Here is a 23,443-nt window from a genome sequence, read left to right on the forward strand (position 1 = left end):
ACTGCACGCTGATCATTGTTCGCGGAGCTTTGATGGGAATCGGTGAATTGAGCATGAGGACTATGCGTAAATACGGGCGACTATCCGGCCATGAGGGCGTGTAAAATTTGTGGAGGCAAAATAATCTGGTCGGAACATCATGCGATTTCACCAAGGCTTGGTATGGGCTTTTGAAGAGCAACCTAAAAAAAGCCCCGCTTAGCGGAGTGCTAAGCGGGGCTTTCTGTATTCTGTTGGAAGCAGTTTTATTCTCTGTTGCCCAGTAGTTGCAGCAGGAACATGAACATGTTGATGAAGTCCAGATACAGGTTCAATGCACCCATGATCGCCGCTTTGCCAAGCCATTCCTGATCGCCAGCATGAGCCATCTGCAGATAGGTGGTTTTGATCTTCTGCGTGTCATAGGCGGTCAGGCCGGCAAAGATCAGCACACCCAGGATCGACACTGCGAACATGATCGCAGGCGACTGCAGGAAGATGTTGATAACCATCGCAACGATCAGGCCGATAACGCCCATCATCAGGAAAGTACCCATGCCGGACAGGTCTTTCTTGGTCACATAACCGTACAGCGAAAGACCTGCAAACGCGATCGAAGTCACCAGGAACACCTGCGCGATCGAGATGCCGGTGAATGCTACGAAAATCCAGCTCAGCGACAGGCCCATCACGGCTGCAAATGCATAAAAGAACAGCTGTGCGCCGGACGCCGAGAGGCGGTTGATGGCGGCGCCAAAGCCAAACACCATCGCCAAAGGTGCAAACATCACGATCCAGCCCAGGATATTGGGGCTCAGCGTGACCGGATCACGGAAGATCGACAGCAGTTGCGGGCTCGAGCCCACGGCCCATGCCACGGCAAATGTGATCAGCATGCCTACGGACATCGTGCCGTAGACTTTGTTCATATGGGCGCGCAGGCCCTCGTCTATCTCGGCAGCGCGCGCGCCGGACGCCGTCCGGATCGTGTCGAATTGTGCCATATAGGGGTCTCCCTTCAATATTCTGTTCGCAGCCCACGGATGCGAGCCGGTTTCCCGGTAAATATCGGAGAGTGTGGCCCTCGTTTCAAGGGTTTTAAGCCTGAAACTCAGCAAAACTGTCGGCAATTTTTGCAACTGTCGCCAAAAAACCGGCGGCTTGGTCGCCAAATCCCTCAAGCCGCCGGTATTTTCGAATTAATACAGATGTTTGTGCCAGCTGTCGGGCGCGTCCCAGAACGGGCGCTCTGCTTCGTTACGCGCGTCTTTGCGTGAAACGCCGATGTCATTCAGTGCATCATCATCAAGCTGGGCGAGGGCGCGCCGCTGACGAGCGAGGTTAAACAGGTCAAGTATCCGAGCACCAATCGCCTTACGCTTGATGCGACGATGAGCTGAGATGGCTATATGGGTCATGATGATTGCCCTTTCCTGATTGTTTGATGAAACCTAGCGCTTCAATCAATTTCCTTGATCTATATGGAGCAGTCTGACATATTTTGGAAATGAATGTTTATGACGAGTCTCATAAGGAATCTTGAACATGCGAAATTTGGACATCACCACATTGCGGTCTTTCGTAGCTGTTGCTGACCATGGGGGCGTGACGCGTGCCGCTGGATTTCTTCACCTCACGCAATCTGCGGTCTCTATGCAGCTCAAGCGGCTGGAAGAGCTTTTGGGGCTGGAATTACTGGATCGATCCGGTCGAACCATCGCGCTAACGGCGTCCGGAGAGCAATTGCTGGCATACGCACGGCGGATGATTGCGTTGAATGATGAGGTAATCGGGCGGTTGACGGATCAGGCGTTTGAGGGCGAGGTCGTGCTAGGCGTACCGCATGACGTCGTTCATCCGTTCATCCCGCGCGTGTTGAAGCGTTTCAATGCCAGCTTTCCTCGGGTCAGCGTGAACTTGGTCACTTCCAACACGCGGCACTTGAAAGAAGAGTTCGCACGCGGAAGCTTCGATCTGATTGTGACTACGGAATCGGGTGCGGGCGAAGGTGCCGAAACCCTGCACCATATGCCTTTGCGTTGGGTTGGCGCGCTGAACGGATCTGCCTGGCGCCAAAAGCCTTTGCGGCTGGGGTTTTGCCGGAATTGCATTTTCCGTCCGGTTGCGACAGCGGCGCTGGATGATGCGGGAATCGAATGGGATATGAGCATCGACAGCGATTCCGACCGCACCGTTGAAGCCACCGTCAGCGCTGATCTGGCTGTGGGAGTTTTGCTGGAAGGCACCCAGCCCAGCCATCAGGAACTGATTGACCATGCCGGAGTGCTGCCGGACCTGCCGGTGCAGTTCATCAACCTCTACGGTGCAGAGCGGGTACGTGAGGAATATGTATCAGAGCTTGCGAACCTGCTGCGCCAGAACTTCAGTCATCCAACGGCGCAGCCGCTTAAAGTGGCGAGTTGATGCGGATCACCACCTTGCCAGTGGATTTGCGATCGCGCAGCAGTTCCAAACCTTTTGCTGCATCCTTCAAGGGCAGGACGTGGCTGATATGAGGCTTTATCCGGCCCTCAGAATGCCAGCGGAACAAGGTGCTGAAGCTGTCGCGCACGATCTCGGGTCTGAAATTCAGATAGCCGCCGATATATACGCCGATCACGGTCAGGTTCTTGACCAATAGATGGTTGGCCGGGATCTGGGGCACCTCACCTCCGGCAAATCCGATCGGTAACAAGCGGCCTTCCGGGTTGGTCGCGCGGAAGGCGGCCTTGAAGACATCTCCACCAATCGCATCGTAGACCACGTCAGCACCACCCAGAGCGAGAACGCGGTCGCGCAGGTCTTCGCTTGCGTCAAGCAGATGGTCTGCACCAGCTTTTTGTGCCACGGCCAATTTGTCCTGCCCGCGGGCTTGGGCGATGACTGTCGCACCCATCAGTTTTCCGATTTCAACTGCGGTCAATCCCACGCCACCGGCAGCACCGGTGACCAGTAGGGTCTCGCCCGGTTGCAGTCGCGCCCGGTGCGCAAGAGCAATATGGCTGGTGCCATAGGCAATTTGGATCGCGGCCGCGTCTTCGAAACTCATGGAATCTGGAAGGGGAATTGCCCGGTCCGCATCAAAAACGCCTGATTCGGCCAGGCCGCCTTGACCTGAATAGACTGCAACACGATCGCCCAACTTCAAATGCGTAGCATTGTTTCCAATTTCGGTGACAATCCCTGCAATCTCCATGCCCAGCGTAAACGGTGCTTCGGGGGTGTCTTGATACGTTCCTTTCTGCATCAGAAGGTCTGCAAAGTTCAGGCCGCAGGCGCGGATTGCGATACGAACTTGGTTCTCTTGCAGCGGTGCTTCGCGTGTTTCGCATAGCTGAGCGGGTGCCCCTTTGGTCTCGATACGAAATGCCTGCATCATTGGTCTCCGCTCTTTTGTCGCCATAGGCCGTTTGGCTTGACCGTTTGTCAATTCCATTCGCAATCTTCACAGCGTTAAACTGAATAGGGTGGATCAACTGTTTCCCATTTAGAAACTATCAATCTCTATGTTGGCCGTACAACCACAAACCACTGTTCGAATTCTCTGATTCAACCAGCTTGAAAAAATAACGGATTGCGGCAATATTGTACTATGGTGCTGTTCGGGGGGCACGATCCGAATTAGGGAGTTCTTAAGCAGCGACCCGCTAACTAAGCGGCGATGGCTGCTGTCGCGGTTTCCCGGACAGGTGTTTGTGTAAAGGAGACTACCAATGACCCATCACGTCGATGTCCATGTGGGCAAACGCGTCCGGCATCGCCGCTGGCTGATTGGCATGACTCAGCAGCAGTTGGCGCAGCAAGTTGGTATCAAGTTTCAACAAATCCAAAAATACGAAACAGGGGCCAACCGGATAAGCGCATCGCGTTTGTGGGACATTGCCGAAGCGTTGGATGTTCCCGTCAGCTTTTTCTTCGAGGGTCTTGAAGAGGCTCAGAAGTCGGATGCAGACAAGAAATCGGTTCCTGCGGATTTGATGGGTGACAAAGAAGCGCTTGATCTTGTTCGCTCGTATTATGCGATCCCGGAAAACCAGCGTCGCCGCCTGTTTGAACTGGCACGCGTGCTGAGCGACGTCGCCTGATACAAGCGCTTGACTTCGCGGGGTGTGGGGCGCACGGGTAAGCAATGCAAAACACCCTACGAAGCGATCTAGAGATTGCCGAAGAAATGGCCGACGCTGCGCGGGCGGCCATTCTTCCGTTTTTCCGCCAATCTAACCTGAAGACAGACAACAAACTCGATGCCGGTTTTGATCCGGTGACAGCCGCTGATCGCGAAGCAGAAAAAGCAATGCGTAGGGTGCTGGCTGATCACCGGCCTGAGGACGGTATCCTGGGGGAAGAGTTCGGTCATTCCGAGGGAACTACCGGACGAGTTTGGGTGCTGGACCCAATTGATGGCACGCGCGGTTTCATAAGTGGTACGCCCACATGGGGTGTTCTGATCGCCCTAAGCGATGAGACTGGACCGAAGCTTGGTGTGATCGATCAGCCCTATATCGGCGAACGTTTTATCGGAGATAAAGAGCACGCATTTGTCAAAGGCCCTTTGGGACGCACAGAACTTGGGACGCGTGACACTCGATCTCTGGACCAGGCGATCATCTTCACCACTTTCCCGGAGGTTGGCAGCGCGGTCGAGGCCGCCGCATTCAAGGCGGTTTCTCAGAAAACGAAGCTGACACGCTATGGGATGGATTGTTATGCCTACGCGTTGCTCGCTGCAGGTCAAACCGATCTAGTGGTCGAGGCCGGATTGAATTCCTACGATATCCAGGCCCCAATCGCGGTGATCGAGGCCGCGGGTGGTATTGTGACGGATTGGCAGGGCAATCCGGCTCATAATGGTGGGCGTGCGCTCGCTGCAGCCAATACTGAGATTCATGCGGCAGCGCTAGAAATTCTGAAGCAATACTAAACGGGTTGCCGACCCTTCTTTGCGACTTTAAACTGATCACGGCTGGTTCTTACGCCCGTTTTCCACCAGCCCATCACTCCATGCATGAGATGGGCAGTATGCGGGAGTGCGAAAATGACAGAATTTCTGATCCGTAACGCCGATATGATCCTGACGATGGATGATGATCGGCAAGAGCTTGCAGGCGCTGATCTGCTGGTTCGGGATGGTAAGATTGCCCAGATTGGCCAGCGCCTTACGAGCGATGGCGAAATACATGATGCAAATGGGTGTGTTGTGACCCCCGGTCTGGTGAACACCCATCACCATCTCTACCAAACGCTCACCCGCGCGGTTCCCGGCGGGCAGGACGCATTGTTGTTTGGTTGGTTGCGAACGCTCTATCCCATCTGGTCCCGCTTTGGTCCTGACGAGATGTTTATATCTGCCCAGATCGGATTGGCCGAGATGGCACTGTCCGGCTGCTCGCTTAGCTCTGACCACCTTTACCTATATCCAAATGGCGCGCGGCTTGAACACACGATCCATGCAGCGTCAGAGCTGGGGCTGCGTTTTCATCCCACGCGTGGGGCTATGAGCATTGGCGAAAGTGATGGTGGACTGCCTCCTGATGCTTTGGTCGAATCCGAGCAGGCTATTCTGGAGGATATGATCCGTGTCGTAGACGCCTATCACGACCCATCTGAGGGTTCGATGTGTCGCGTTGGTTTGGCGCCATGTTCGCCGTTCTCGGTTAGCCGAGACTTGATGCGTGATGCCGCGCTGTTGGCGCGCGACAAAGGTGTGATGCTGCACACCCATCTGGCGGAGAACGATGAGGATATTGCCTATTCTCAAGATCAGTTCGGATGTAGACCCGGCCAATACGCCGAAGAATTAGGCTGGACCGGTTCGGATGTCTGGCACGCTCATTGTGTCAAGCTGGATGGCGCCGAGATTGACCTGTTTGCACGTAGCCGAACCGGCGTTGCGCACTGTCCATGTTCCAATTGTCGTCTTGGTTCAGGTATCGCGCCAGTCCGAAAAATGCGTGATCAAGGCGTGCCAGTCGGGTTGGGCGTGGATGGATCAGCCAGCAACGACAGCGGCAATCTGATGGCCGAGGCGCGCCAGTCTATGCTGCTGCAACGAGTCGCAAACGGCGCTGACGCCATGTCGGCCCGTGAGGCGCTTGAGATCGCCACCCGAGGCGGGGCGGATGTGTTGAATCGGCCCGATTGCGGCCGGCTTATGCCCGGTAAACGAGCTGATATTGCCATTTGGGACGTGCAAGGAATTGAAAGTGCAGGCAGTTGGGACCCCGCTGCGCTCCTTCTGGCCGGACCGACGCGTGTCAAACACCTCTTTGTCGAGGGACGCCAGATTGTTCGTAACAGTCAGATCGCCACGATCGACCTGCCAAGGGTCATAGAAACCCAGAATCGTCTGGCACGCGCGCTGGCAGAATAGCGGATCCGCTCTTCATCTGGCTAAAAATACCTCCGCCGGAAGCATGGGCCATAGGCCCATTCCTATCAACCAGAAACAGCTCGTCCGGCGATCCAGGTATCGGTTACGGCACGGTCATCACCCATCATGATGGTCGGGAACACCGCTTCCCAAAGATCATCAGCATGAGCTTCGCGCTGGGCGATAGCAGGCGTCGATGCGAGGTTCAGCACCGCCAGATCGGCTTCCATGCCCACGGCGATGTTTCCAATACGGTCATCCATCCGCAGGGTACGAGCCGATCCCACCGTTCCAAGCCAAAGCAATTGCGACGGGTGCAGAGGATAACCCCGCAATTGACCAATCTCATAGGCCGCAGCCATTGTGCGCAGCATTGAAAAACTTGAGCCGCCTCCGGTGTCGGTGGCCAAGCCCACGCGGTGTCCTGAGTGGATCAGACCATTCATGTCAAACAGGCCAGAGCCGATAAACGTGTTTGAAGTGGGGCAGTGGATCAGGGCTGCATCTACCTCGCGCAGACGATCCCGCTCTCGGTCTTCCAGATGGATCGCGTGCCCATAAAGGCCATTTCCGCCCAGCAATCCAAACTGCTCGTACGTATCCAGATAGTCGCGCGTGTCGGGGAACAGGAATCGGACCCATTCGATCTCATCGGTCTGTTCGCTCAGATGGGTTTGCATCAGGCAGTCGGGATGCTCGGCCCAAAGCGCGCCCATCGCCTCCAGCTGTTCTGGCGTCGATGTCGGCGAAAATCGTGGAGTGATGGCGTAAGATATGCGATCAACCCCATGCCACTTTTCAAGCAGAGCTTTGGACTGGTCGTACCCGGTTTGTGCAGTATCCCGCAGCCCCTCAGGCGCATTGCGATCCATGCAGGTTTTACCCGCGACAACCCGCTGCCCACGCGCCTGCGCGGCGGTAAAGAAGGCATCAACACTCTCTGGATGAATGGTACAAAAGCTGCACATGGTCGTGGTGCCATGGGCTGCGGTTAGGTCTAGATATCTGTTTGCAATTTCAGCGGCATAGGCGGGGTCGTCAAACTTCATCTCTTCAGGGAACGTGTAGCTGTTCAGCCAATCGATCAGCCGCTTTCCCCAGCTCGCGATCATTGCCGTCTGCGGATAGTGGACATGAGAATCCACAAATCCCGCCATGATCAGCTGATCGCCATAATCCTTAATGTTGGCTTCGGGATGCGCGTCAGACAGGTCGGACGCCTGGCCCAGTGCCGCGATGCGGCCATCTTCGATCAGGACGGCTTGGTGAATTTTGGTCGCATCGGTGGGCTCACCTTCGAACGGTGATCCGTTGAAGCTAAGCACACGTCCCTTCAGAAGCGTCTTTTGCGCCATTTGTTCTGTTCTCCGCCTGTTTTGGACCGCCAACCAGCATAGGGGCGCGAAAGATGCGGGTAAATTGGACCATTGTCATTGTTTTCCGGTAGCTGCTTCTTCTATCTAGGGGCAATCGACAAGAAAGAGGGGCAGCGCATGACGACAGGCAACGACGAAGCCAGACCCGATCAGCCCCGCGATGAGGACGCCTATGCGCTGGACCCGCGAACCGTTGCGGCCATCCTTTATGCGGTTGATGTCGAAGATCGTGCCAAGCTGATTGAGCTGATGGAGCCGCTGCACGCGGCCGATATCGCTGACCTTCTGGAGCAGATCAATCCTTACGACCGTGCGCGCCTGATCCGGCTGTATGACAAAGAGTTCGACGGCGATATCCTGTCGGAGCTCGACGAGTCAGTTCGGGAAGAAGTAATCAATGTCCTGAAACCGGACGTTCTGGCCGAAGCCGTTCGGGATATGGAAAGTGATGACGTTGTTGACCTTCTGGAAGACCTTGAAGAGCCGCAGCAAGAAACCATCCTGGGCGCGCTTGAAGACTCCGAACGCGTCGCGGCAGAGCAAGCCCTATCTTATCCAGAAAACTCTGCTGGCCGCCTTATGCAGCGCGAGGTGGTCATGGCGCCCGATCACTGGACCGTGGGGCAGGCCATCGATTTCATGCGTGCCACCGACGATTTGCCGGAACAGTTCTATCATGTCATACTTGTTGACCCGCGATTGAAACCGGTTGCTCAGGTCACGCTGGGCAAGTTGATGGCAACCCGGCGCGAGGTGCCGCTGCAGGACATTGCCGAAGATGAATTCCACACCATACCCGTCGAACAGGATGAAGAGGACGTGGCCTATGCGTTCAATCAGTATCACCTGATTTCGGCTCCAGTCGTGGATGGCGACGGTCGTTTGGTCGGTGTCATCACCATCGACGATGCGATGGTGGTCCTGGACGAAGAATACGAAGAGGATATGCTGCGTCTTGCGGGCGTCTCGGACGAAAGCTCTCTGTCCGATAGTGTAGCGGCAACCAGTAGGCGCCGCTTGCCTTGGCTTGGTGTCAATCTGGTTACGGCGATTTGCGGATCGCTGGTGATTTCTCAGTTTGAGGCCGCGATTGATCAACTGGTGGCGCTCGCGATCCTGATGCCGATCGTCGCCTCGATGGGGGGCAATGCCGGGACCCAATCACTTACCGTTGCAGTGCGGGCGTTGGCAACACGCGACCTGACCGGCTCGAACGTAGGGCGCGTGATCCGGCGAGAACTGCTGGTGGGAATGCTCAACGGGCTGTGTTTCGCTATCGTGTTGGGAACCGTCGGGATGATGTGGTTCGATTCCCCGCTGCTGGGCGTCGTGATCGGATCGGCGCTGGTCGTGAACATGATCATCGCGGGCTTTGCTGGTACGGTAGTACCGGTCGTGCTGGACCGTCTGGGTGTTGACCCGGCGCTGGCGTCAGGAACCTTTGTGACCACGACAACGGATGTCATGGGGTTCTTCATCTTTCTGGGGCTTGCCAGCGTGGTGCTACTGTGAACGAGACAACCGATCTGACTGAAATCAAGGCCGCAGCGCGCAAGGTGGCATTCGCGCGACGCAAGGTAGCGTTTGATATGCGCATCCCGGGCGCGGCCGGGCGCTTGTCCGAGGTTCTGGCGGGTCATCGCGGTGTTCCCATGTCTGGCTACATGCCGATCCGCACCGAAATCGACCCGCTGCCTGCAATGGCCGAGGCTTCTGCATATGGCCCAGTGGGCGTGCCTGTCATTCGGGCCGCAGGACAGGCGTTGCGCTTCTCTCGATGGACGCCTGAGGGCATGCTGAAAGATGGACCCTTCGGCGCGAAAGTGCCCGAGATCGATGACTATTTCGACCCGGAGATCCTGATCGTGCCACTGGTTGCGTTTGATGCGAAGGGTGGTCGCTTGGGCTATGGCGGCGGCTTCTATGATCGCACGCTTGAAGGGTTGCGCGCCAAGCGCCCGACGCTTGCCATAGGATTTGCCTTTGATGCGCAGGAAGCCGAACATATGCCGCTGGAGCCGACCGATCAACCACTCGATATGGTGATTACTGAAAGCCGGGTGCTAACTTTCTAAGTTATCCCTCGCTATGCGCGATCGCGATTTCCTTTACATTGGCAGGCTTCAGGCTGAGTGATTGTTTGCTTCTGCCTTGTTATTGCCACTTCCAGCCCCTAGGACCGCAATCATGAGGATTTTGTTTCTTGGTGACGTCATGGGGCGCTCGGGTCGCGCCGCCATCCAGCAGCATCTGCCACGCCTGCGTGACGAATGGCGGCTGGATTTTGTCGTTGTCAACGGCGAGAACTCCTCGAACGGAATGGGGCTGAGCGGGGACCACGCCAAGCTGCTTTTGGACGCGGGGGCCGATTGTATCACCCTGGGCGATCATGCTTTCGACCAGAAAGACATGCTGCAGTTTATTGAGAAAGAACCTCGCATCGTGCGTCCGTTGAATTATGCCAAAGGGGCACCGGGGCGGGGGCATCGACTGTTCACCGCGCCGGGCGGTCGCAAGGTTTTGGTGGTGCAGGTGTTAGGGCAGGTCTTCATGAAACGCCCCTTTGACGATCCCTTTTCGGCCATTGAACCGATCCTGAAATCGCACCCACGCGGCGGCCAGGCGCAGGCGATCATCGTCGACATGCATTGCGAGGCAACGTCCGAGAAAATGGCGATGGGCCATTATTGCGACAAACGCGCAAGCCTTGTGGTTGGGACGCATACGCATGTGCCTACCGCGGATGCGCAGGTATTGCCGGGCGGTACAGGATATCTGACCGATGCCGGGATGTGCGGCGACTATGACTCGGTCATCGGAATGGACAAGCAGGAACCGATGCGCCGGTTCATAACCGGGATGCCCAAGGCGCGGTTTACGCCTGCGACAGGTGAGGCGACCTTGAGCGGAGTTTTTGTCGAAACCGATGACCGCGATGGAAGCGCAAAATCCGTGCAGATGATTCGTGTTGGCGGGCGGTTGCAGCAGTCTACACCCTGAAAAGCACGTCAGACTTGCCCCGCCGCACGCAATACGTGAAACTACCTATTAGGCGCGTATGCCAAATCAGGGTTCGGACAGAATACCAAGAATGCAATTCCTTCAACTGACAGAGATGGGCAGCGCAATTCTGGCGCTGATGATCGTAGCGGGCATGTTCATCATGTTTCTGCGCGAGGTCTATCCGACCGAAGTTGTCGCAATCGGCGGGGCGGCCCTGATGCTGGCAACCGGTATCCTGCCCTATCAAAGTGCGCTTGCAGTCCTTTCGAATCCCGCGCCGTGGACCATCGGCGCGATGTTCATCATCATGGGTGCCTTGGTGCGCACCGGAGCGCTTGATGCGTTCACCTCGCTCGCGCAGAAGCAGGCGCAGGTGAACCCTCGGTTTGCCATCGGGTTATTGATGGCGTTTGTCGTCGTCGCTTCGGCGGTGGTGTCGAACACACCGGTTGTCGTTGTAATGATCCCGGTCTTTATCCAGATCGCCCGCACGCTGAACGTTTCGGCGTCTAAATTGTTGATCCCGCTCAGCTATGGGGCGATCCTTGGGGGTACGCTGACGCTGATTGGCACCTCGACTAACCTGTTGGTCGATGGTGTGGCCCGCGCACAGGGTATGACGGCGTTTTCAATCTTCGAGGTTACCCCGCTGGGCATCGCGCTGGTGATCTACGGTATGGTGTACCTGCGCTTCATTGCGCCACGACTGCTACCCGAGCGTGACAGCATGGCCGAGATGCTTAGCGACCGCTCCAAGATGAAGTTTTTTACTGAGGCGGTTATCCCACCCGACAGCAATCTGATCGACCGCGAAGTGACCGGTGTTCAGCTGTTCAAGCGCCCCGGTGTGCGCCTGATCGACGTCATCCGAGGCGATGATTCACTGCGGCGGAACCTCAAGGGGGTGACGCTGAAAGTGGGCGACAGGGTAGTTTTGCGCACCGAGATGACCGAATTGCTGAGTCTTCAAAGCAACAAGGAACTCAAGCGCGTGGATCAGGTCTCAGCCGTTGAGACCAAGACGGTTGAGGTTCTGATCACGCCGGGCTGCCGAATGGTCGGTCGAACGCTTGGTGCGATGCGGTTACGTCGCCGATATGGTGTCTACGTCCTGGCGGTTCATCGCAGGAACCAGAATATCGGGCGTCAGTTGGATGCCTTGACCGTGCGTGTTGGGGATACGCTGCTGTTAGAGGGCTCGCCTGCGGATATCCAGAAGCTGGCCGCCGATATGGATATGGTCGATGTTACGCAACCTTCGGCACGAGCGTTTCGCCGCAGCCATGCGCCCATAGCCATCGGTGCGCTGGTCGGGATCGTCGCCCTGGCGGGGTTGGGCGTGGCACCGATTTTGCTGTTGTCGATCATCGCCGTTGCCGTGGTTCTGCTGACCCGATGTATCGACGCGGATGAGGCGTTCTCATTTGTCGAAGGCCGATTGCTGGCCCTGATCTTCTCCATGCTCGCAATTGGGGCTGCGCTCGATAAATCGGGCGCGGTTACACTGATTGTCGAAGCGGTCGCACCGGCGCTGGGCATGTTGCCACCTTTCTTGATCATATGGGCCGTATATCTGTTGACCTCGGTGCTAACCGAATTGGTTTCGAACAACGCCGTGGCGGTGGTGGTCACTCCGATCGCGATCTCTCTGGCTCAGGCTGTAGGAATTGATCCGCGCCCGCTGGTGGTCGCGGTGATGGTGGCGGCATCGGCATCCTTTGCGACGCCGATTGGCTATCAGACCAACATGATGGTGTATGGCCCGGGTGGGTACAGATTCACCGATTTTCTGAAAGTTGGTGTGCCGCTGAACCTGACTGTGGGTCTGCTGGCGTCACTTCTTATTCCGTTCATCTGGCCGCTCTGACACTGGCACGGATTCGCCGACCTGGTGTTTCGGGCCTTGTAAATGTCGATATCGTCACAATCTTTTTGCCTAAGATGAATGTGAAAGGATGGGATCATGCCTTTTCCAAAACTCGGGCAGGCCATTGTGGCCGGAGCAATCGTATTGGCTTTGCTGGGCAGCCAAAGCTCGGCAGGAACAGTCACTGGCACGGCAACCTACCGTGAACGGATCGCCCTGCCACCGGATGCGACGCTATTTGTCGAATTGCAGGATATCTCTCGGGCCGATGCGGCAGCGGTCACGCTGGCGGCGCAACGCTATGCGTTGAACGGAGTGCCCTCGGAATTTGAGCTGACTTTTGACGACGCGCTGATCCGCGAGGGTATGACCTATGCAGTACGCGGATCGATCTATCGCGGGGGTGAGCTGTTGTTTACGACGGATACGGTCCATCCCGTGCTGACCAACGGCGAAGGCAATTCGGCAGATCTTGTGCTGGTGCAGGCCGGTGCTCAGAGCCCCGCGACCCTGGAAGGGACCGAGTGGACAGCCATCGGTATCGGTGGAACCGTGCTAGATACAAAACGGCCGCCCCAGCTTTCCTTCGCCCAAGGTGGTGCGTTCGGTGGCACGGGCGGTTGCAACCGGTTTTCCGGGCAAGCCGAGATCACCGGCAACAGCCTTGAGTTTCCAGACAATATGGCCGCGACTTTAATGGCGTGCCCGCCAGAACTGGACGAGGTCGAGGATCAGTTCTTTGCCGCCCTGCAAAACGTGACGAACTATGCCGTTGCCGGCGACAGCATGGTTTTGCTCGATGCTGCAGGTGAGCCGATACTGAAATTCGTGCGCACCCAGTAATCAGGCCACTGCGCGGGACCTTCCTGCGTTGCGACCCGAGAAGATGCAACCGCCCAGAAACGTGCCCTCTAGCGCGTTGTACCCGTGATAGCCGCCGCCGCCAAAGCCCGCGACCTCTCCGGCTGCAAACAAGCCGGGGACGATTTGTCCATTGGCGCCGATCATCTGACTGTCCAGATTGGTCTGCAGCCCACCCAGTGTCTTGCGGGTCAGTACGTGCAGCTTGACCGCGATTAGCGGGCCGTTTGATGGATCGAGGAACTTGTGCGGTTTGGCCGTCCGGATCAGCTTGTCGCCCCGATAATTGCGTGCCGCAAGGATGGCCATCATCTGGGCGTCTTTGGAAAACGGATTGTCGACCTGAGAATCCCGTGCCTCGATCTGGGTGCGCAGATGCGTCTCGTCTATCAGACCCCCGCCTAATTGGTTCATGCCGCTGACCAATTCAGTCAGCGTGTTGGCGACGACGAAATCCTCGCCCTTTTCCTTGAACGCCTCGACCGGGCCAGTCGCCTTGGTGCCAGAAAGGATGCGCTGACGGAGCACCTCTTTCCAGCTGCCCGAAGTGAAATCCGGGTTCTGCTCGGACCCCGAAAGTGCAAATTCCTTTTTGATGATCTTCTGGGTCAGAACGAACCAGCTGTATTCATATCCGGTTTTCAGGATCTCTTTCAGCGTTCCCAGCGTATCGAACCCCGGCAGGCAAGGGGGTTGCAGGCGATTGCCGCGCGCATCGAACCACATCGAACTTGGGCCGGGTAGAATACGTATACCGTGCGCGGGCCAGATCGGATCCCAATTGCGCACACCTTCAGTGTAATGCCACATTCTGTCGCCGTTGATGACATGTCCGCCAGCTTTCTCGCTGATCGGGATCATGCGGCCATCGACATGAAACGGAACGCCTGCCACCATATCTTTGGGCGGTTCACCCAGCCGGTCGCGGGGCCAGTTCTGTCTCACCATCTCGAAATTCCCACCGATCCCACCAGAGGTGACAATAACCGAAGGGGCATAGACTTCGAATTCGCCTACTTCGTCCCGGTTGGTCTTGCCACCTCTTTGAATGCCGTCATCGGCCAGGACCTCCCCTGACACGCCTTTGGCAGAACCATTTTGCATAATGATGTGGCTGACTTGGTGACGGAACTTCAATTGGATCAAGCCGGCGTCGAAATGCGCGCGGACGCGGCGGATAAAATGCTCAAGTACACCTGGGCCGGTTCCCCAAGTGATGTGAAAGCGCGGGACCGAGTTGCCATGGCCGTCCGCATAAGAACCGCCGCGTTCGGCCCAGCCCACGACGGGAAACCAGCGCAGCCCCATTTCATGCAGCCACGGACGCATTTCACCTGCGGCGAACTCGACATAGGCTTCAGCCCATTTGCGGGGCCAGTTGTCTTCATCGCGGTCAAACTGCGCGCTGCCCATCCAGTCGCGCAGGGCCAGATCGTGGCTGTCGCGGATGCCCATGCGGCGCTGCTCGGGGGTGTCGATCATGAACAGGCCGCCGAGGCTCCAAAACGCCTGTCCACCCAGAAAATGCTCAGGCTCCTGATCCAGCACGATCACCCGCTTGCCCCGGTCGCCCAATTCGGCCGCCGCCGAGAGGCCCGCAAGGCCGCCTCCGATCACGATCGCGTCTGCGGTGTTATTGGTCATCGGATGTCCTTTCAGCGGCTGCGGAACCAAAGGATGAAGGGGGTTACGACCACATACATCGTGATACCATAAACGGCGGCAGGAACGGCAAGTGGGCTGAAGCCGGTCGTGGTGCCGGTGATCAAAGCTGCCAGCGTAATTCCCATCGCCGAATTCTGAATGCCAGTCTCGACCGAGATCGTTTTCGCCTCACTCCATGTCAGATTGGCGATGCGCGCCAGCCCCAGACCGATCAGCAACAGCGCAACGTTCAACGCGATCAGAGCTGCCCCAATCGAGCTGAGGTTTTGGATGAAGAACTGCCAGTTTCCGGCCAGTGCCGCCGCGACGATCAGCACGAACAGTATCGATGCGAGCGTCGAAAGCGGGCCGTCGACCCGAATGGCGAACCCCCTTGCAAAGTGACGTATGGCGACACCAATGGCGACTGGTAGGGTCGTGATCAGGAACAGCGCGGTGGCTAATGCGCTGATCGAAACTTTGGGTGCGGCCTCGCCCATGAAATGATCTATGGACCATGCGGCCAGAATGGGGACGGTCACGATGGACAGCAGGCTGATCACCGCTGTCAGGCTGACCGACAGTGCCACATCACCCTTGGCAAACTTTGCTAGGATGTTGCTGGTGACCCCACCGGGGCAAAAGCTTAAAAGCATGACACCCACGGCGATTTCAGCGGGCAGTCCGAACAGAGTGACCGTCGCGAAGGCAGCCAATGGTATCAGCACAACTTGACTGATGGCGCCAATGGCGAAGGGGTACCCCCGCGCCAAAACCCGGCGGAAATCGGCGGCTTCTAGCCCGATCCCCAGTGACAACATGATAATGGCCAGCGAAATGGGCAGGCCAACGTTGATAAGCAGGTCCAAGAACAACTCCTCCCAAAGTCATTCGGGCCAGCCTATGCGAGGGGTCGTAGATCAGGCAACAACGCCGTTGGGTCACCCGTAGCGTTGAGCAAACCGGCGCAGGATTTCACCCGGCTCCGTAACGTCTGCGGCATGGCACATATCGATCAAGCTTTGCGCATCCTCCGGCGGAAAATAGCCGTGGTCCTTGTAGATGTTAATCCGCTGCTCAAAATCTTTGGCGTCCGCTTCGGGGTGGAACTGGGTGGCATAGACATTCTGCCCCCAGCGGATCATCTGAAACGGGCAGGGGTTAGACGCTACCAGATGAACGCAGCCATCCGGCAGTAACTGCACGGCTTCCTTATGTCCCACAAACGCTTCGAATTTCGGCTTTAGGCCTGCGGTCAAGGGGTCTTGGGCGCCATCCTCTGTCAGACGGCAGTCGGACGGTCCGACCGGTTCGCCAAATTGCCGTTTGCTGACATCTCCGCCCAAATGTACGGCGAGAATACCCAAGCCATAGCAGCAGCCCATGAACGGGTGATCTTTCGCAGTGATCTGGGGCATCAGTCCCATGATTGCGCCTTCGATCTTTGCATCCAGCGCGGATTTGGTGGTCGGATCGTCGCTGACGCAGCCGGGACCCCCACCCACGATGACACCAGCGTAATCGACGACATCCAACCCTTCGGGCAGGTCTTCGCAATCCAGCCGGATGCGATGAGTTTGCGCAGGGCTCAGCCCGGTTTTGTCCAGTATCGAGGCATATTCGGCATCCGATGCATCGGTTTCCGGGCGCAGTTGCAGGATCAGAAAGCGTTTCATAGACAGCCTTTAGCCATCAAAGCGGCCAGAACACAAGGATCGCGGGGATCGAGACCGCGATGATCAGGATTTCCAGCGGCAGCCCCATGCGCCAGTAATCACCAAAACGGTATCCTCCGGGACCAAGCACCAGCGTATTGTTCTTGTGCCCAATGGGCGTCAGAAACGCGGCAGACGCCGCAACGGCCACCGTCATCAGAAACGGATCTGGCGACACCTCAAGCGTGCGCGCCATCTGAATGCCAACAGGGGCCGCGACAATGGCGGTGGCTGTGTTGTTCAACACATCGGACAGGGTCATCGTCACGACCATCAGTACGGTCAGGATTGCCCAGGCGGGCAGGCCGTTGGTCAGCTGAATCAAGGCGTTGGCGATCAACTCGGTTCCGCCCGAGGTTTCAAGCGCGCTACCCAATGGGATCATTGACCCCAGCAATACAACCACTGGCCATTCGATGTGGTTGTAGATATCCGCAATCGGCATGATCTTGGTCAGCACATAGGCTACGACCACGAACCCCAGTGCGATCGGCAGATAGATCAACCCGATACTGGCCGCCAACACGGCAGCCGCAAACAGGCCGATGGCAAGCCAGGCTTTCTCATTCGCGGTTACATTCAAGCCGCGCTCGGCCAAGGGCAGGCAGCCGAGCCACTCGGTGACATCGGGTGCTCGGTCGCGCGGGCACAGCAGCAATAAGATGTCGCCGGGCTCGACCTCGGTTTTGCGAACCTGACTGGATATCCGGCGCCCTTGGCGTGAAATGCCCATCAGGACTGTACTCTGTCGCCAGGCCAGTCCTAACGCCTGCGCAGTTCGCCCAGTGATGCGCGCGCTTTCGGGGACAACGACTTCAACCACTTCCAGCCCTTCGCCTTCGGCAGTCAAAACCTCCTGCCGACGGGCGTCCGAGAAATCCAGATTGAGCGCGGCGCGGAACTCATCCAGCGCTTCGGGGCGTGCTTCCAGAACAAGCGCATCGCCTTCATGCAGGGTTGCGTGGGTTGATCGACCATAGCGTCGCTTTCCGTTCCGGATCAGGCCGATGATAGCGACGTCAGATTTCTCGGCAGCCTCGTAGAGCTCACTGACCCGTTTCCCGATATGGGGCGATTCAGGCGGGATCGTCAGTTCGGCGATGTATTCGGCCAAAACTTCCGAGGTTTCTTCCTGCGCGCCGCGATTGGGGATGAGGCGCCAGCCGATCAGCGCGACGAACGCCAGCCCCGCAATTGCAGCCAACCCGCCCACCGGTGCGAAATCGAACATATGAAACGGTTCGCCCAGCGTTTCAGCCCTGATCGAGGCGATGATGATATTTGGCGGCGTACCGATCAGCGTGGCCATCCCTCCCAGGATCGTCGCAAAGCTGAGCGGCATCAGGCTAAGGCCGACCGGGCGCCCCGCTTTGCGCGCGGTCTGGATATCGACCGGCATCAGCAGCGCCAGCGCCGCGACGTTGTTCATGAAGGCTGACAGGATCGCCCCGATGCCGCCCATTAGTGCGATATGCGCGCCCAATCCGCGCGATGCATCGACCAGCGTGCGCGTGATCATGAACACTGCACCTGAGCGCACCAGACCGGCAGAAACCACCAGCACCAACGCCACGATTATCGTGGCCGGGTGCCCGAACCCGGCAAAGGCATTGTCAACGGGCACCACACCCAGCGTGACCGCGATCATCAAGGCGGTGAATGCTACAAGGTCATAGCGGAACCGCCCCCAGAGCAGCATTCCGAAAACGGCGATGAAAAGGGAAAAAAGAATGATCTGATCTGTCGTCATACCGCCACCATAGTCACGGGCGAAGACAGGGCAAGCCGCTCTCTTGATCCTTTGCCCCGCAAACGTCTATATGAGCGCCAAACACGCAATCACGATGACGAGGACGCACCATGGCAGGCCACTCCAAATGGGCCAATATCCAACACCGCAAGGGACGTCAGGACGCCGCGCGGTCCAAACTGTTTTCCAAGCTGTCGAAAGAGATCACGGTCGCCGCCAAGATGGGCGACCCCGATCCGGACAAGAACCCGCGCCTGCGTCTGGCGGTGAAAGAGGCCAAATCGAATTCGGTGCCCAAGGACGTGATCGACCGTGCGATCAAGAAGTCCGTAGCAGGCGAGGGCGATGAATACGAAGAAATCCGGTATGAGGGCTATGGTCCCAACGGTGTGGCCGTGATTGTTGAAACGATGACCGATAATCGCAACCGTACCGCCTCGACTGTTCGTTCGACCTTTTCGAAGAATGGTGGAAACTTGGGTGAAACCGGCTCGGTCGGGTTCATGTTCGATCGCAAGGGCGAAGTTGTGTATCAGGCAGACGCAGGCGATGCGGATACGATTTTCGAAGCCGCGATCGAGGCCGGGGCAGAGGATGTCGAAAGCTCGGATGACGGTCACATCATCTGGTGCGCAGATACGGATCTGAACGATGTGTCAAACGCGCTGGAAGAGGCGCTGGGCGAATCCGAATCCACCAAGCTGGTCTGGAAGCCGACAACGACGACCGAGTTGGGTCTGGAAGACATGCAAAAGCTGATGAAACTGGTGGATGCTTTGGAAGACGACGACGACGTTCAGCGCGTGACCACGAACTTCGAAGCGACCGACGAGGTTATGGCGCAGCTCTGATGTACCGGACAATCGCCAGATGAACCAAACCCGGCCCAGCGGCCGGGTTTTTCTGTTGCAGTTGCGCGTCTTACACAAGCCTTGGTCCTGAAGCCTCTTGCGATTAAACTCAGATCATTGAGGCTGAAGGACCTGAAAGGCAACCGTAGGCACATCATGCAGAGCATCGCAAATGGCGAGTAAATCGACTGATCCGGCCCGACGAAATGTCCCGGTTCTGGCTAGCCAAAGTATCCTTTCCCAGGTGGCGTGGACTTTGGGCAGCCCGTCTATCGTATTGCCATTCCTTGCCGTCTCGCTGGAGTTACCGATGTTCCTTGCCGGTGCATTAGTGTCGATTCGCATGGTCGGTAGCATGATATCGGACGTGTTTTTCGCGCGATCCATCGCAGCGCAGGCGCGGAAGAAGCGCGGGATTGCCCTGACCGAGATCGGCATTGGCGGTTGCCTTCTGATGGCCCTTCTGATCGCGGCCACCGGCAGTGTCTCGTTGACGGCCATCGCCTTTGTCATCGCCTTTTTTATGATCGGGCTGATTGAGGAAAGCCAATCCCTGATGCTGTCAGATCTGTTGGGCGATCATCTGAAATCGAAATCCAGGATGATCATTCGCTATCTCCAACTGGGCGCAGGAGGTCTTTGTGCGATCGGGTTGGTGTTGCTGATACACGAGATCACGAAAGAGTACCCGCCATTCTCGCGCCATTCCGCGGTAATTGCCGCCTCGGTCGTGTTTTTCCTCTTTTCGGCGCTGTGCATTCTCGGCATGGCCGAAATCGGCCCCGATGAGTCCGATGATGGAAAGCCCAAAGCGGCAGGGCATCAATCGCTGCGAAGCATCATCTCAGGCATCGCTGGCATGTTCGAACAGCCATGGTTCGGGCGCTATATGGCCCTGCGGCTTCCTTTGGTTGTCGTGTCGTTGTCGGTTCCGTTCTTCGCACTTATCGCCGCCGAGGCACATCACAGCTCGGCCAAAGGTCTGACGGCGATGATAATCTCATCCGCGTCCGGCTATCTGGTTTCGGCACCCTTGTGGCAATTGGTGAATATGAAGTCCCACCGGGCGGTGATGGTCGCAGGCAACTTGATGGTCGCGCTGACTGGGATCGTATTATTGGCGTTCCACTATGCCCATATTGATCACGAGGTACACTTGCACGCCATTGCCCTGTTTGTCGTTTCAGTGGCGACAACGGGGATATCCAGTGCGCGTCAGCTATATTTTTTAGACGTTGCCCCAAAGGATCAGCGTATTCAGGGCGCGGCCGCCATCAAATCCATCTGCAGGCTTGCTGCGGTTGCCCTGTCTGCAATGCTGGCTGCGGTCGCCCATATGCACGAGGTTGCAGCCGCCATCGTGTTCATCGTGCTGGCCAGCATCTGGGCGGCCTTTAGTTGTTATCGCATCGCGAAACCGCAAAAGGCGGCTCAGTCGCAGGCCTAAGACCCAACTGGGGCGATCAGTTGCTGGGCCGCCGCGTGGAGTACCGCCTGGGTCAGGGGTGCAAGGGCAGGGGCAAGGACGCGCCCGATCTGCCAGGTCAGTTCGATATCCAGCGGCGCATCGGGTATCACCTCGCAGAGCTGCCCACTTGCGATCGCTCCTCTTGCAAGGCATTCGGGGTTCATGCCCCATCCCAGACCGGCGATTGCCGCGTCAACAAAGCCGTTCGAGGATGGCAGAAAGTGCGACGGCGGCGAAAGGTGCCTGCCTGTCTGGGCAAATATCCAGGATTTCTGCAGATTGTCCTTACGGTTGAAGGTCAAACATGGGGCCTGTGCCAGAGATTTGGCGGAAACCCCGTCAGAAAACCACCGCCGCATGAAGGCCGGGGACGCGGTCGGCAAATAGCGCAAAGTGCCCAATGCAATGGCATCGCATCCAGTGATGTTTTGACCGCCCACCGTTATCGCCGCACTTACGTCGCCACGCCGCATCCAGTCAGCCGAATGATCCTGATCGTCAATCACGAGGTCGAACAGTATGTCTTCGGCGCGCGCCATCGCGTCGATAAACCATGTGGCAAGACTGTCAGCCGGTAGTGCGATGCGCACCCGTACCGGACCTTCACGCTGATCCAGAGTCAGCTCTCGCGCCAGCTTCGCCTCCAACAGGCCGATATCTTCGGCGTGACGGGCGATCCGCAGACCCGCCGGTGTCCCGGTGCATGGGGTTCCGCGATGAATGAGAGCTGCACCAACACGATCCTCCAACGCCTTGATCCGCTGCGAAATGGCGGACGGGGTAACGGACAGCTCTGCTGCCGCGGCTTCAAAGCTGCCATGACGCAAGATCGCCGCCAATGCGGCTAGCTGATGGGGGTCGAGTAGCATTAGAGATACTTAATTCAGGTAATCATCATTAATTTGATAGAACCTCGCCAGCCATGTAGTCAACGACCATCGACAGGAGGCCGCATGTTCCCATCAATGATCGCCGGATTTGCCCTGAGCTTTAGCCTGATATTGGCGATAGGCGCTCAGAACACCTTTGTTTTGCGCCAGGGCCTGCGGCGCGAGCACGTCTTTGCCCTGTGCCTGACCTGCGCAGTGTCTGACGCGATATTGATCGGGGCGGGTGTTGCAGGGTTCGGCACCCTGGCTCAGGCCGCGCCGTGGTTTGAAACGGTGATGCGCTATGGTGGGGCGGTGTTTCTGATTTGGTACGCCCTACGAAGTTTTTGGTCTGCCTGGCAGGGAGGGGCGGTGATGGATACCGCAACAGGGCAGCGCACCAGCCTGCGTGCGGCCATGCTAACTGTGCTGGCCTTCACTTGGCTCAACCCCCATGTATATCTGGATACGGTCGTATTGATCGGGTCGATATCGGCCCAATATTCAGACCGCATGGGGTTTGCGATAGGGGCGATGACTTCGAGTTTCGTTTTCTTCTTTTCGCTCGGCTACGGTGCCAGAGTGCTTTCACCGATTTTTGCACGCCCGCGCGCATGGCAGATTCTTGATTTTATCATCGGAATCGTGATGCTTATGATCGCGTTGAAACTTGTTATCATGTGAAGGGTTGTCCCGGATCAGAATTCGGTGTTCAACCGTTTGTATGACCTCACCTAATGATCAGCACCGCCCGCTTGTTGGCATGTTTTGGATGCTTGCGGCCGGGCTGTCCTTTGTGGGCATGAATGCGCTGGTGAAGGTGCTGGGAACCAGCATGAACCCCATTCAAGCGGCATTCTTGCGCTATGTCCTGGGTCTGGTGTTTCTTTTGCCCGCAATCCGGGCGATCCTCGGAACTCCATTGACCCCGCGCAATCTAACGCTGTTTGGACTACGCGGAATGGTCCACGCCATCGCCGTCATGCTGTGGTTTTTTGCGATGACGCGCATCCCCCTCGCCGAGGTGACCGCGATGAATTACATGACACCTATATACGTCACGGTGGGTGCGGCACTGTTCTTGGGTGAAAAGCTAGCTTTTCGTCGTATCGCCGCGATTGGGGTTGCTGTGATTGGAGTAGTGATCATCCTGCGCCCGGGCTTTCGCGAGATTTTGCCCGGTCACATCGCGATGCTGGGGGCTGCGCTAGCGCTTGGTGGTTCCTATCTGCTGGCCAAAGTCATGGTCCGTGATATCCGTCCCTCGGCCGTTGTTGCCCATCTTTCGATATGGGTCACCATCGCGCTTATCCCTTTCGCCGTCGCGGTTTGGGAGCCGCCCAGCCTGCGCGATCTTGGTATACTTTTCATCGTCGCCAGCTTTGCGACTGCGGGGCACTATTTCATGACGCTTGCATTGCAGGCTGCCCCGGTGGCCGTGACCCAGCCAGTGACGTTCCTGCAGCTGATCTGGGCCACTTTGCTCGGCGCTTTGGCCTTCCATGAACGCATCGACATCTGGGTAATTGCAGGAGGCACTCTGATCCTGGCTGCCGTCAGCTTCATCACCTGGCGTGAAGCCGTGCTGAGCCGTGGCGGCACACCGCCGCAAGGTTCTGAGACCCAACATGCGAAACCAAGAGCCGTTATTGATTGACGAGTCAATAAAAACCGCTTAGCCTTCCTTGCA

At 57.3% G+C, this 23,443-nt stretch carries 22 protein-coding genes; 13 read left to right on the plus strand and 9 right to left on the minus strand.

Annotated elements, in window-relative coordinates:
- Window positions 1–245: 245 nt before the first annotated feature.
- Window positions 246–983 (minus strand): Bax inhibitor-1/YccA family protein, encoded by a 738-nt coding sequence (locus tag ACR0AY_RS11290; protein WP_010441904.1) that lies wholly within the window; start codon window positions 981–983, stop codon window positions 246–248.
- A 195-nt stretch (window positions 984–1,178) separates the two neighbouring features.
- Window positions 1,179–1,397, minus strand: coding sequence for a DUF1127 domain-containing protein (locus ACR0AY_RS11295; RefSeq protein ID WP_170512374.1), 219 nt, complete (start codon window positions 1,395–1,397; stop codon window positions 1,179–1,181).
- Between the two features lie 127 nt (window positions 1,398–1,524).
- Between ACR0AY_RS11295 and ACR0AY_RS11300 the strand changes: the two genes are divergently transcribed.
- On the plus strand, window positions 1,525–2,403 hold the full coding sequence (locus tag ACR0AY_RS11300; protein WP_170512372.1) for a LysR family transcriptional regulator: 879 nt from the start codon (window positions 1,525–1,527) through the stop codon (window positions 2,401–2,403).
- On the opposite strand, the gene ACR0AY_RS11305 is transcribed toward ACR0AY_RS11300, so the two are convergent.
- Window positions 2,387–3,355, minus strand: coding sequence for an NADPH:quinone oxidoreductase family protein (locus ACR0AY_RS11305; RefSeq protein WP_170512370.1), 969 nt, complete (start codon window positions 3,353–3,355; stop codon window positions 2,387–2,389). The two genes, ACR0AY_RS11300 and ACR0AY_RS11305, sit on opposite strands and share 17 nt — an antisense overlap.
- Before the next feature lie 337 nt (window positions 3,356–3,692).
- Between ACR0AY_RS11305 and ACR0AY_RS11310 the strand changes: the two genes are divergently transcribed.
- From ACR0AY_RS11310 to ACR0AY_RS11320, 3 genes are all read left to right on the plus strand, one after another.
- A complete protein-coding gene (locus tag ACR0AY_RS11310) occupies window positions 3,693–4,064 on the plus strand; it encodes a helix-turn-helix domain-containing protein (protein ID WP_170343628.1) in 372 nt (123 codons plus the stop codon).
- Between the two features lie 44 nt (window positions 4,065–4,108).
- Window positions 4,109–4,900 (plus strand): histidinol-phosphatase, encoded by a 792-nt coding sequence (gene hisN / locus ACR0AY_RS11315; RefSeq protein WP_170392196.1) that lies wholly within the window; start codon window positions 4,109–4,111, stop codon window positions 4,898–4,900.
- Window positions 4,901–5,014: 114 nt separating this feature from the next.
- Window positions 5,015–6,349, plus strand: a complete 1,335-nt coding sequence (locus ACR0AY_RS11320) for an 8-oxoguanine deaminase (RefSeq protein WP_170512368.1) — start codon at window positions 5,015–5,017, stop codon at window positions 6,347–6,349.
- Window positions 6,350–6,414: 65 nt separating this feature from the next.
- Here the strand turns inward: ACR0AY_RS11320 and guaD are convergent, their stop codons facing one another.
- Entirely contained in the window at window positions 6,415–7,704 is a 1,290-nt protein-coding gene (gene guaD / locus ACR0AY_RS11325; RefSeq protein ID WP_170512366.1) for a guanine deaminase, read from the minus strand.
- Between the two features lie 138 nt (window positions 7,705–7,842).
- Here guaD and mgtE point away from each other — a divergent pair, with 138 nt between their 5' ends.
- The 5 genes from mgtE to ACR0AY_RS11350 all read left to right on the plus strand — a co-directional run bounded on the left by mgtE (window position 7,843) and on the right by ACR0AY_RS11350 (window position 13,438).
- On the plus strand, window positions 7,843–9,237 hold the full coding sequence (gene mgtE / locus ACR0AY_RS11330) for a magnesium transporter (RefSeq protein WP_170401569.1): 1,395 nt from the start codon (window positions 7,843–7,845) through the stop codon (window positions 9,235–9,237).
- Window positions 9,234–9,800: a 5-formyltetrahydrofolate cyclo-ligase gene (locus ACR0AY_RS11335; protein WP_170512364.1), complete on the plus strand. Its 567-nt coding sequence runs from the start codon at window positions 9,234–9,236 to the stop codon at window positions 9,798–9,800. The genes mgtE and ACR0AY_RS11335 overlap by 4 nt, the downstream gene beginning before the upstream one ends.
- Before the next feature lie 112 nt (window positions 9,801–9,912).
- Entirely contained in the window at window positions 9,913–10,725 is an 813-nt protein-coding gene (locus tag ACR0AY_RS11340; protein WP_170512362.1) for a TIGR00282 family metallophosphoesterase, read from the plus strand.
- A 91-nt stretch (window positions 10,726–10,816) separates the two neighbouring features.
- A complete protein-coding gene (locus ACR0AY_RS11345; protein WP_170512360.1) occupies window positions 10,817–12,595 on the plus strand; it encodes an SLC13 family permease in 1,779 nt (592 codons plus the stop codon).
- A gap of 96 nt (window positions 12,596–12,691) precedes the next feature.
- Complete coding sequence (locus tag ACR0AY_RS11350; protein ID WP_170401560.1) at window positions 12,692–13,438, plus strand: YbaY family lipoprotein; 747 nt, start codon at window positions 12,692–12,694, stop codon at window positions 13,436–13,438.
- Here the strand turns inward: ACR0AY_RS11350 and ACR0AY_RS11355 are convergent, their stop codons facing one another.
- The 4 genes from ACR0AY_RS11355 to ACR0AY_RS11370 all read right to left on the minus strand — a co-directional run bounded on the left by ACR0AY_RS11355 (window position 13,439) and on the right by ACR0AY_RS11370 (window position 18,565).
- Window positions 13,439–15,100 carry an FAD-binding dehydrogenase gene (locus tag ACR0AY_RS11355; protein ID WP_170512358.1) on the minus strand — a complete coding sequence of 554 codons (1,662 nt, stop codon included), beginning with the start codon at window positions 15,098–15,100 and terminating at the stop codon, window positions 13,439–13,441. It lies immediately after the preceding gene.
- Window positions 15,101–15,111: 11 nt separating this feature from the next.
- Window positions 15,112–15,969 (minus strand): bile acid:sodium symporter family protein, encoded by an 858-nt coding sequence (locus ACR0AY_RS11360; RefSeq protein WP_170512356.1) that lies wholly within the window; start codon window positions 15,967–15,969, stop codon window positions 15,112–15,114.
- A gap of 72 nt (window positions 15,970–16,041) precedes the next feature.
- Entirely contained in the window at window positions 16,042–16,776 is a 735-nt protein-coding gene (locus tag ACR0AY_RS11365; RefSeq protein WP_170512354.1) for a glutamine amidotransferase, read from the minus strand.
- Between the two features lie 16 nt (window positions 16,777–16,792).
- Complete coding sequence (locus ACR0AY_RS11370) at window positions 16,793–18,565, minus strand: SLC13 family permease (protein ID WP_170512351.1); 1,773 nt, start codon at window positions 18,563–18,565, stop codon at window positions 16,793–16,795.
- Window positions 18,566–18,675: 110 nt separating this feature from the next.
- Here ACR0AY_RS11370 and ACR0AY_RS11375 point away from each other — a divergent pair, with 110 nt between their 5' ends.
- Window positions 18,676–19,416: a YebC/PmpR family DNA-binding transcriptional regulator gene (locus tag ACR0AY_RS11375; RefSeq protein ID WP_170392173.1), complete on the plus strand. Its 741-nt coding sequence runs from the start codon at window positions 18,676–18,678 to the stop codon at window positions 19,414–19,416.
- 172 nt (window positions 19,417–19,588) lie between these two features.
- Entirely contained in the window at window positions 19,589–20,863 is a 1,275-nt protein-coding gene (locus ACR0AY_RS11380) for a permease (RefSeq protein WP_170512349.1), read from the plus strand.
- Here the strand turns inward: ACR0AY_RS11380 and ACR0AY_RS11385 are convergent.
- Entirely contained in the window at window positions 20,860–21,753 is an 894-nt protein-coding gene (locus tag ACR0AY_RS11385; RefSeq protein WP_170512347.1) for an ArgP/LysG family DNA-binding transcriptional regulator, read from the minus strand. The genes ACR0AY_RS11380 and ACR0AY_RS11385 overlap by 4 nt on opposite strands.
- Window positions 21,754–21,837: 84 nt before the next feature.
- Here ACR0AY_RS11385 and ACR0AY_RS11390 point away from each other — a divergent pair, with 84 nt between their 5' ends.
- The gene (locus tag ACR0AY_RS11390) at window positions 21,838–22,437 is read left to right on the plus strand and encodes a LysE/ArgO family amino acid transporter (RefSeq protein ID WP_170512345.1); all 600 of its coding nucleotides are present in this window, start codon (window positions 21,838–21,840) and stop codon (window positions 22,435–22,437) included.
- A 40-nt stretch (window positions 22,438–22,477) separates the two neighbouring features.
- Complete coding sequence (locus tag ACR0AY_RS11395) at window positions 22,478–23,410, plus strand: DMT family transporter (protein ID WP_170512343.1); 933 nt, start codon at window positions 22,478–22,480, stop codon at window positions 23,408–23,410.
- The last annotated feature ends 33 nt before the right edge of the window (window positions 23,411–23,443 follow it).

It is taken from the genome of Ruegeria sp. A5 (assembly GCF_056543005.1).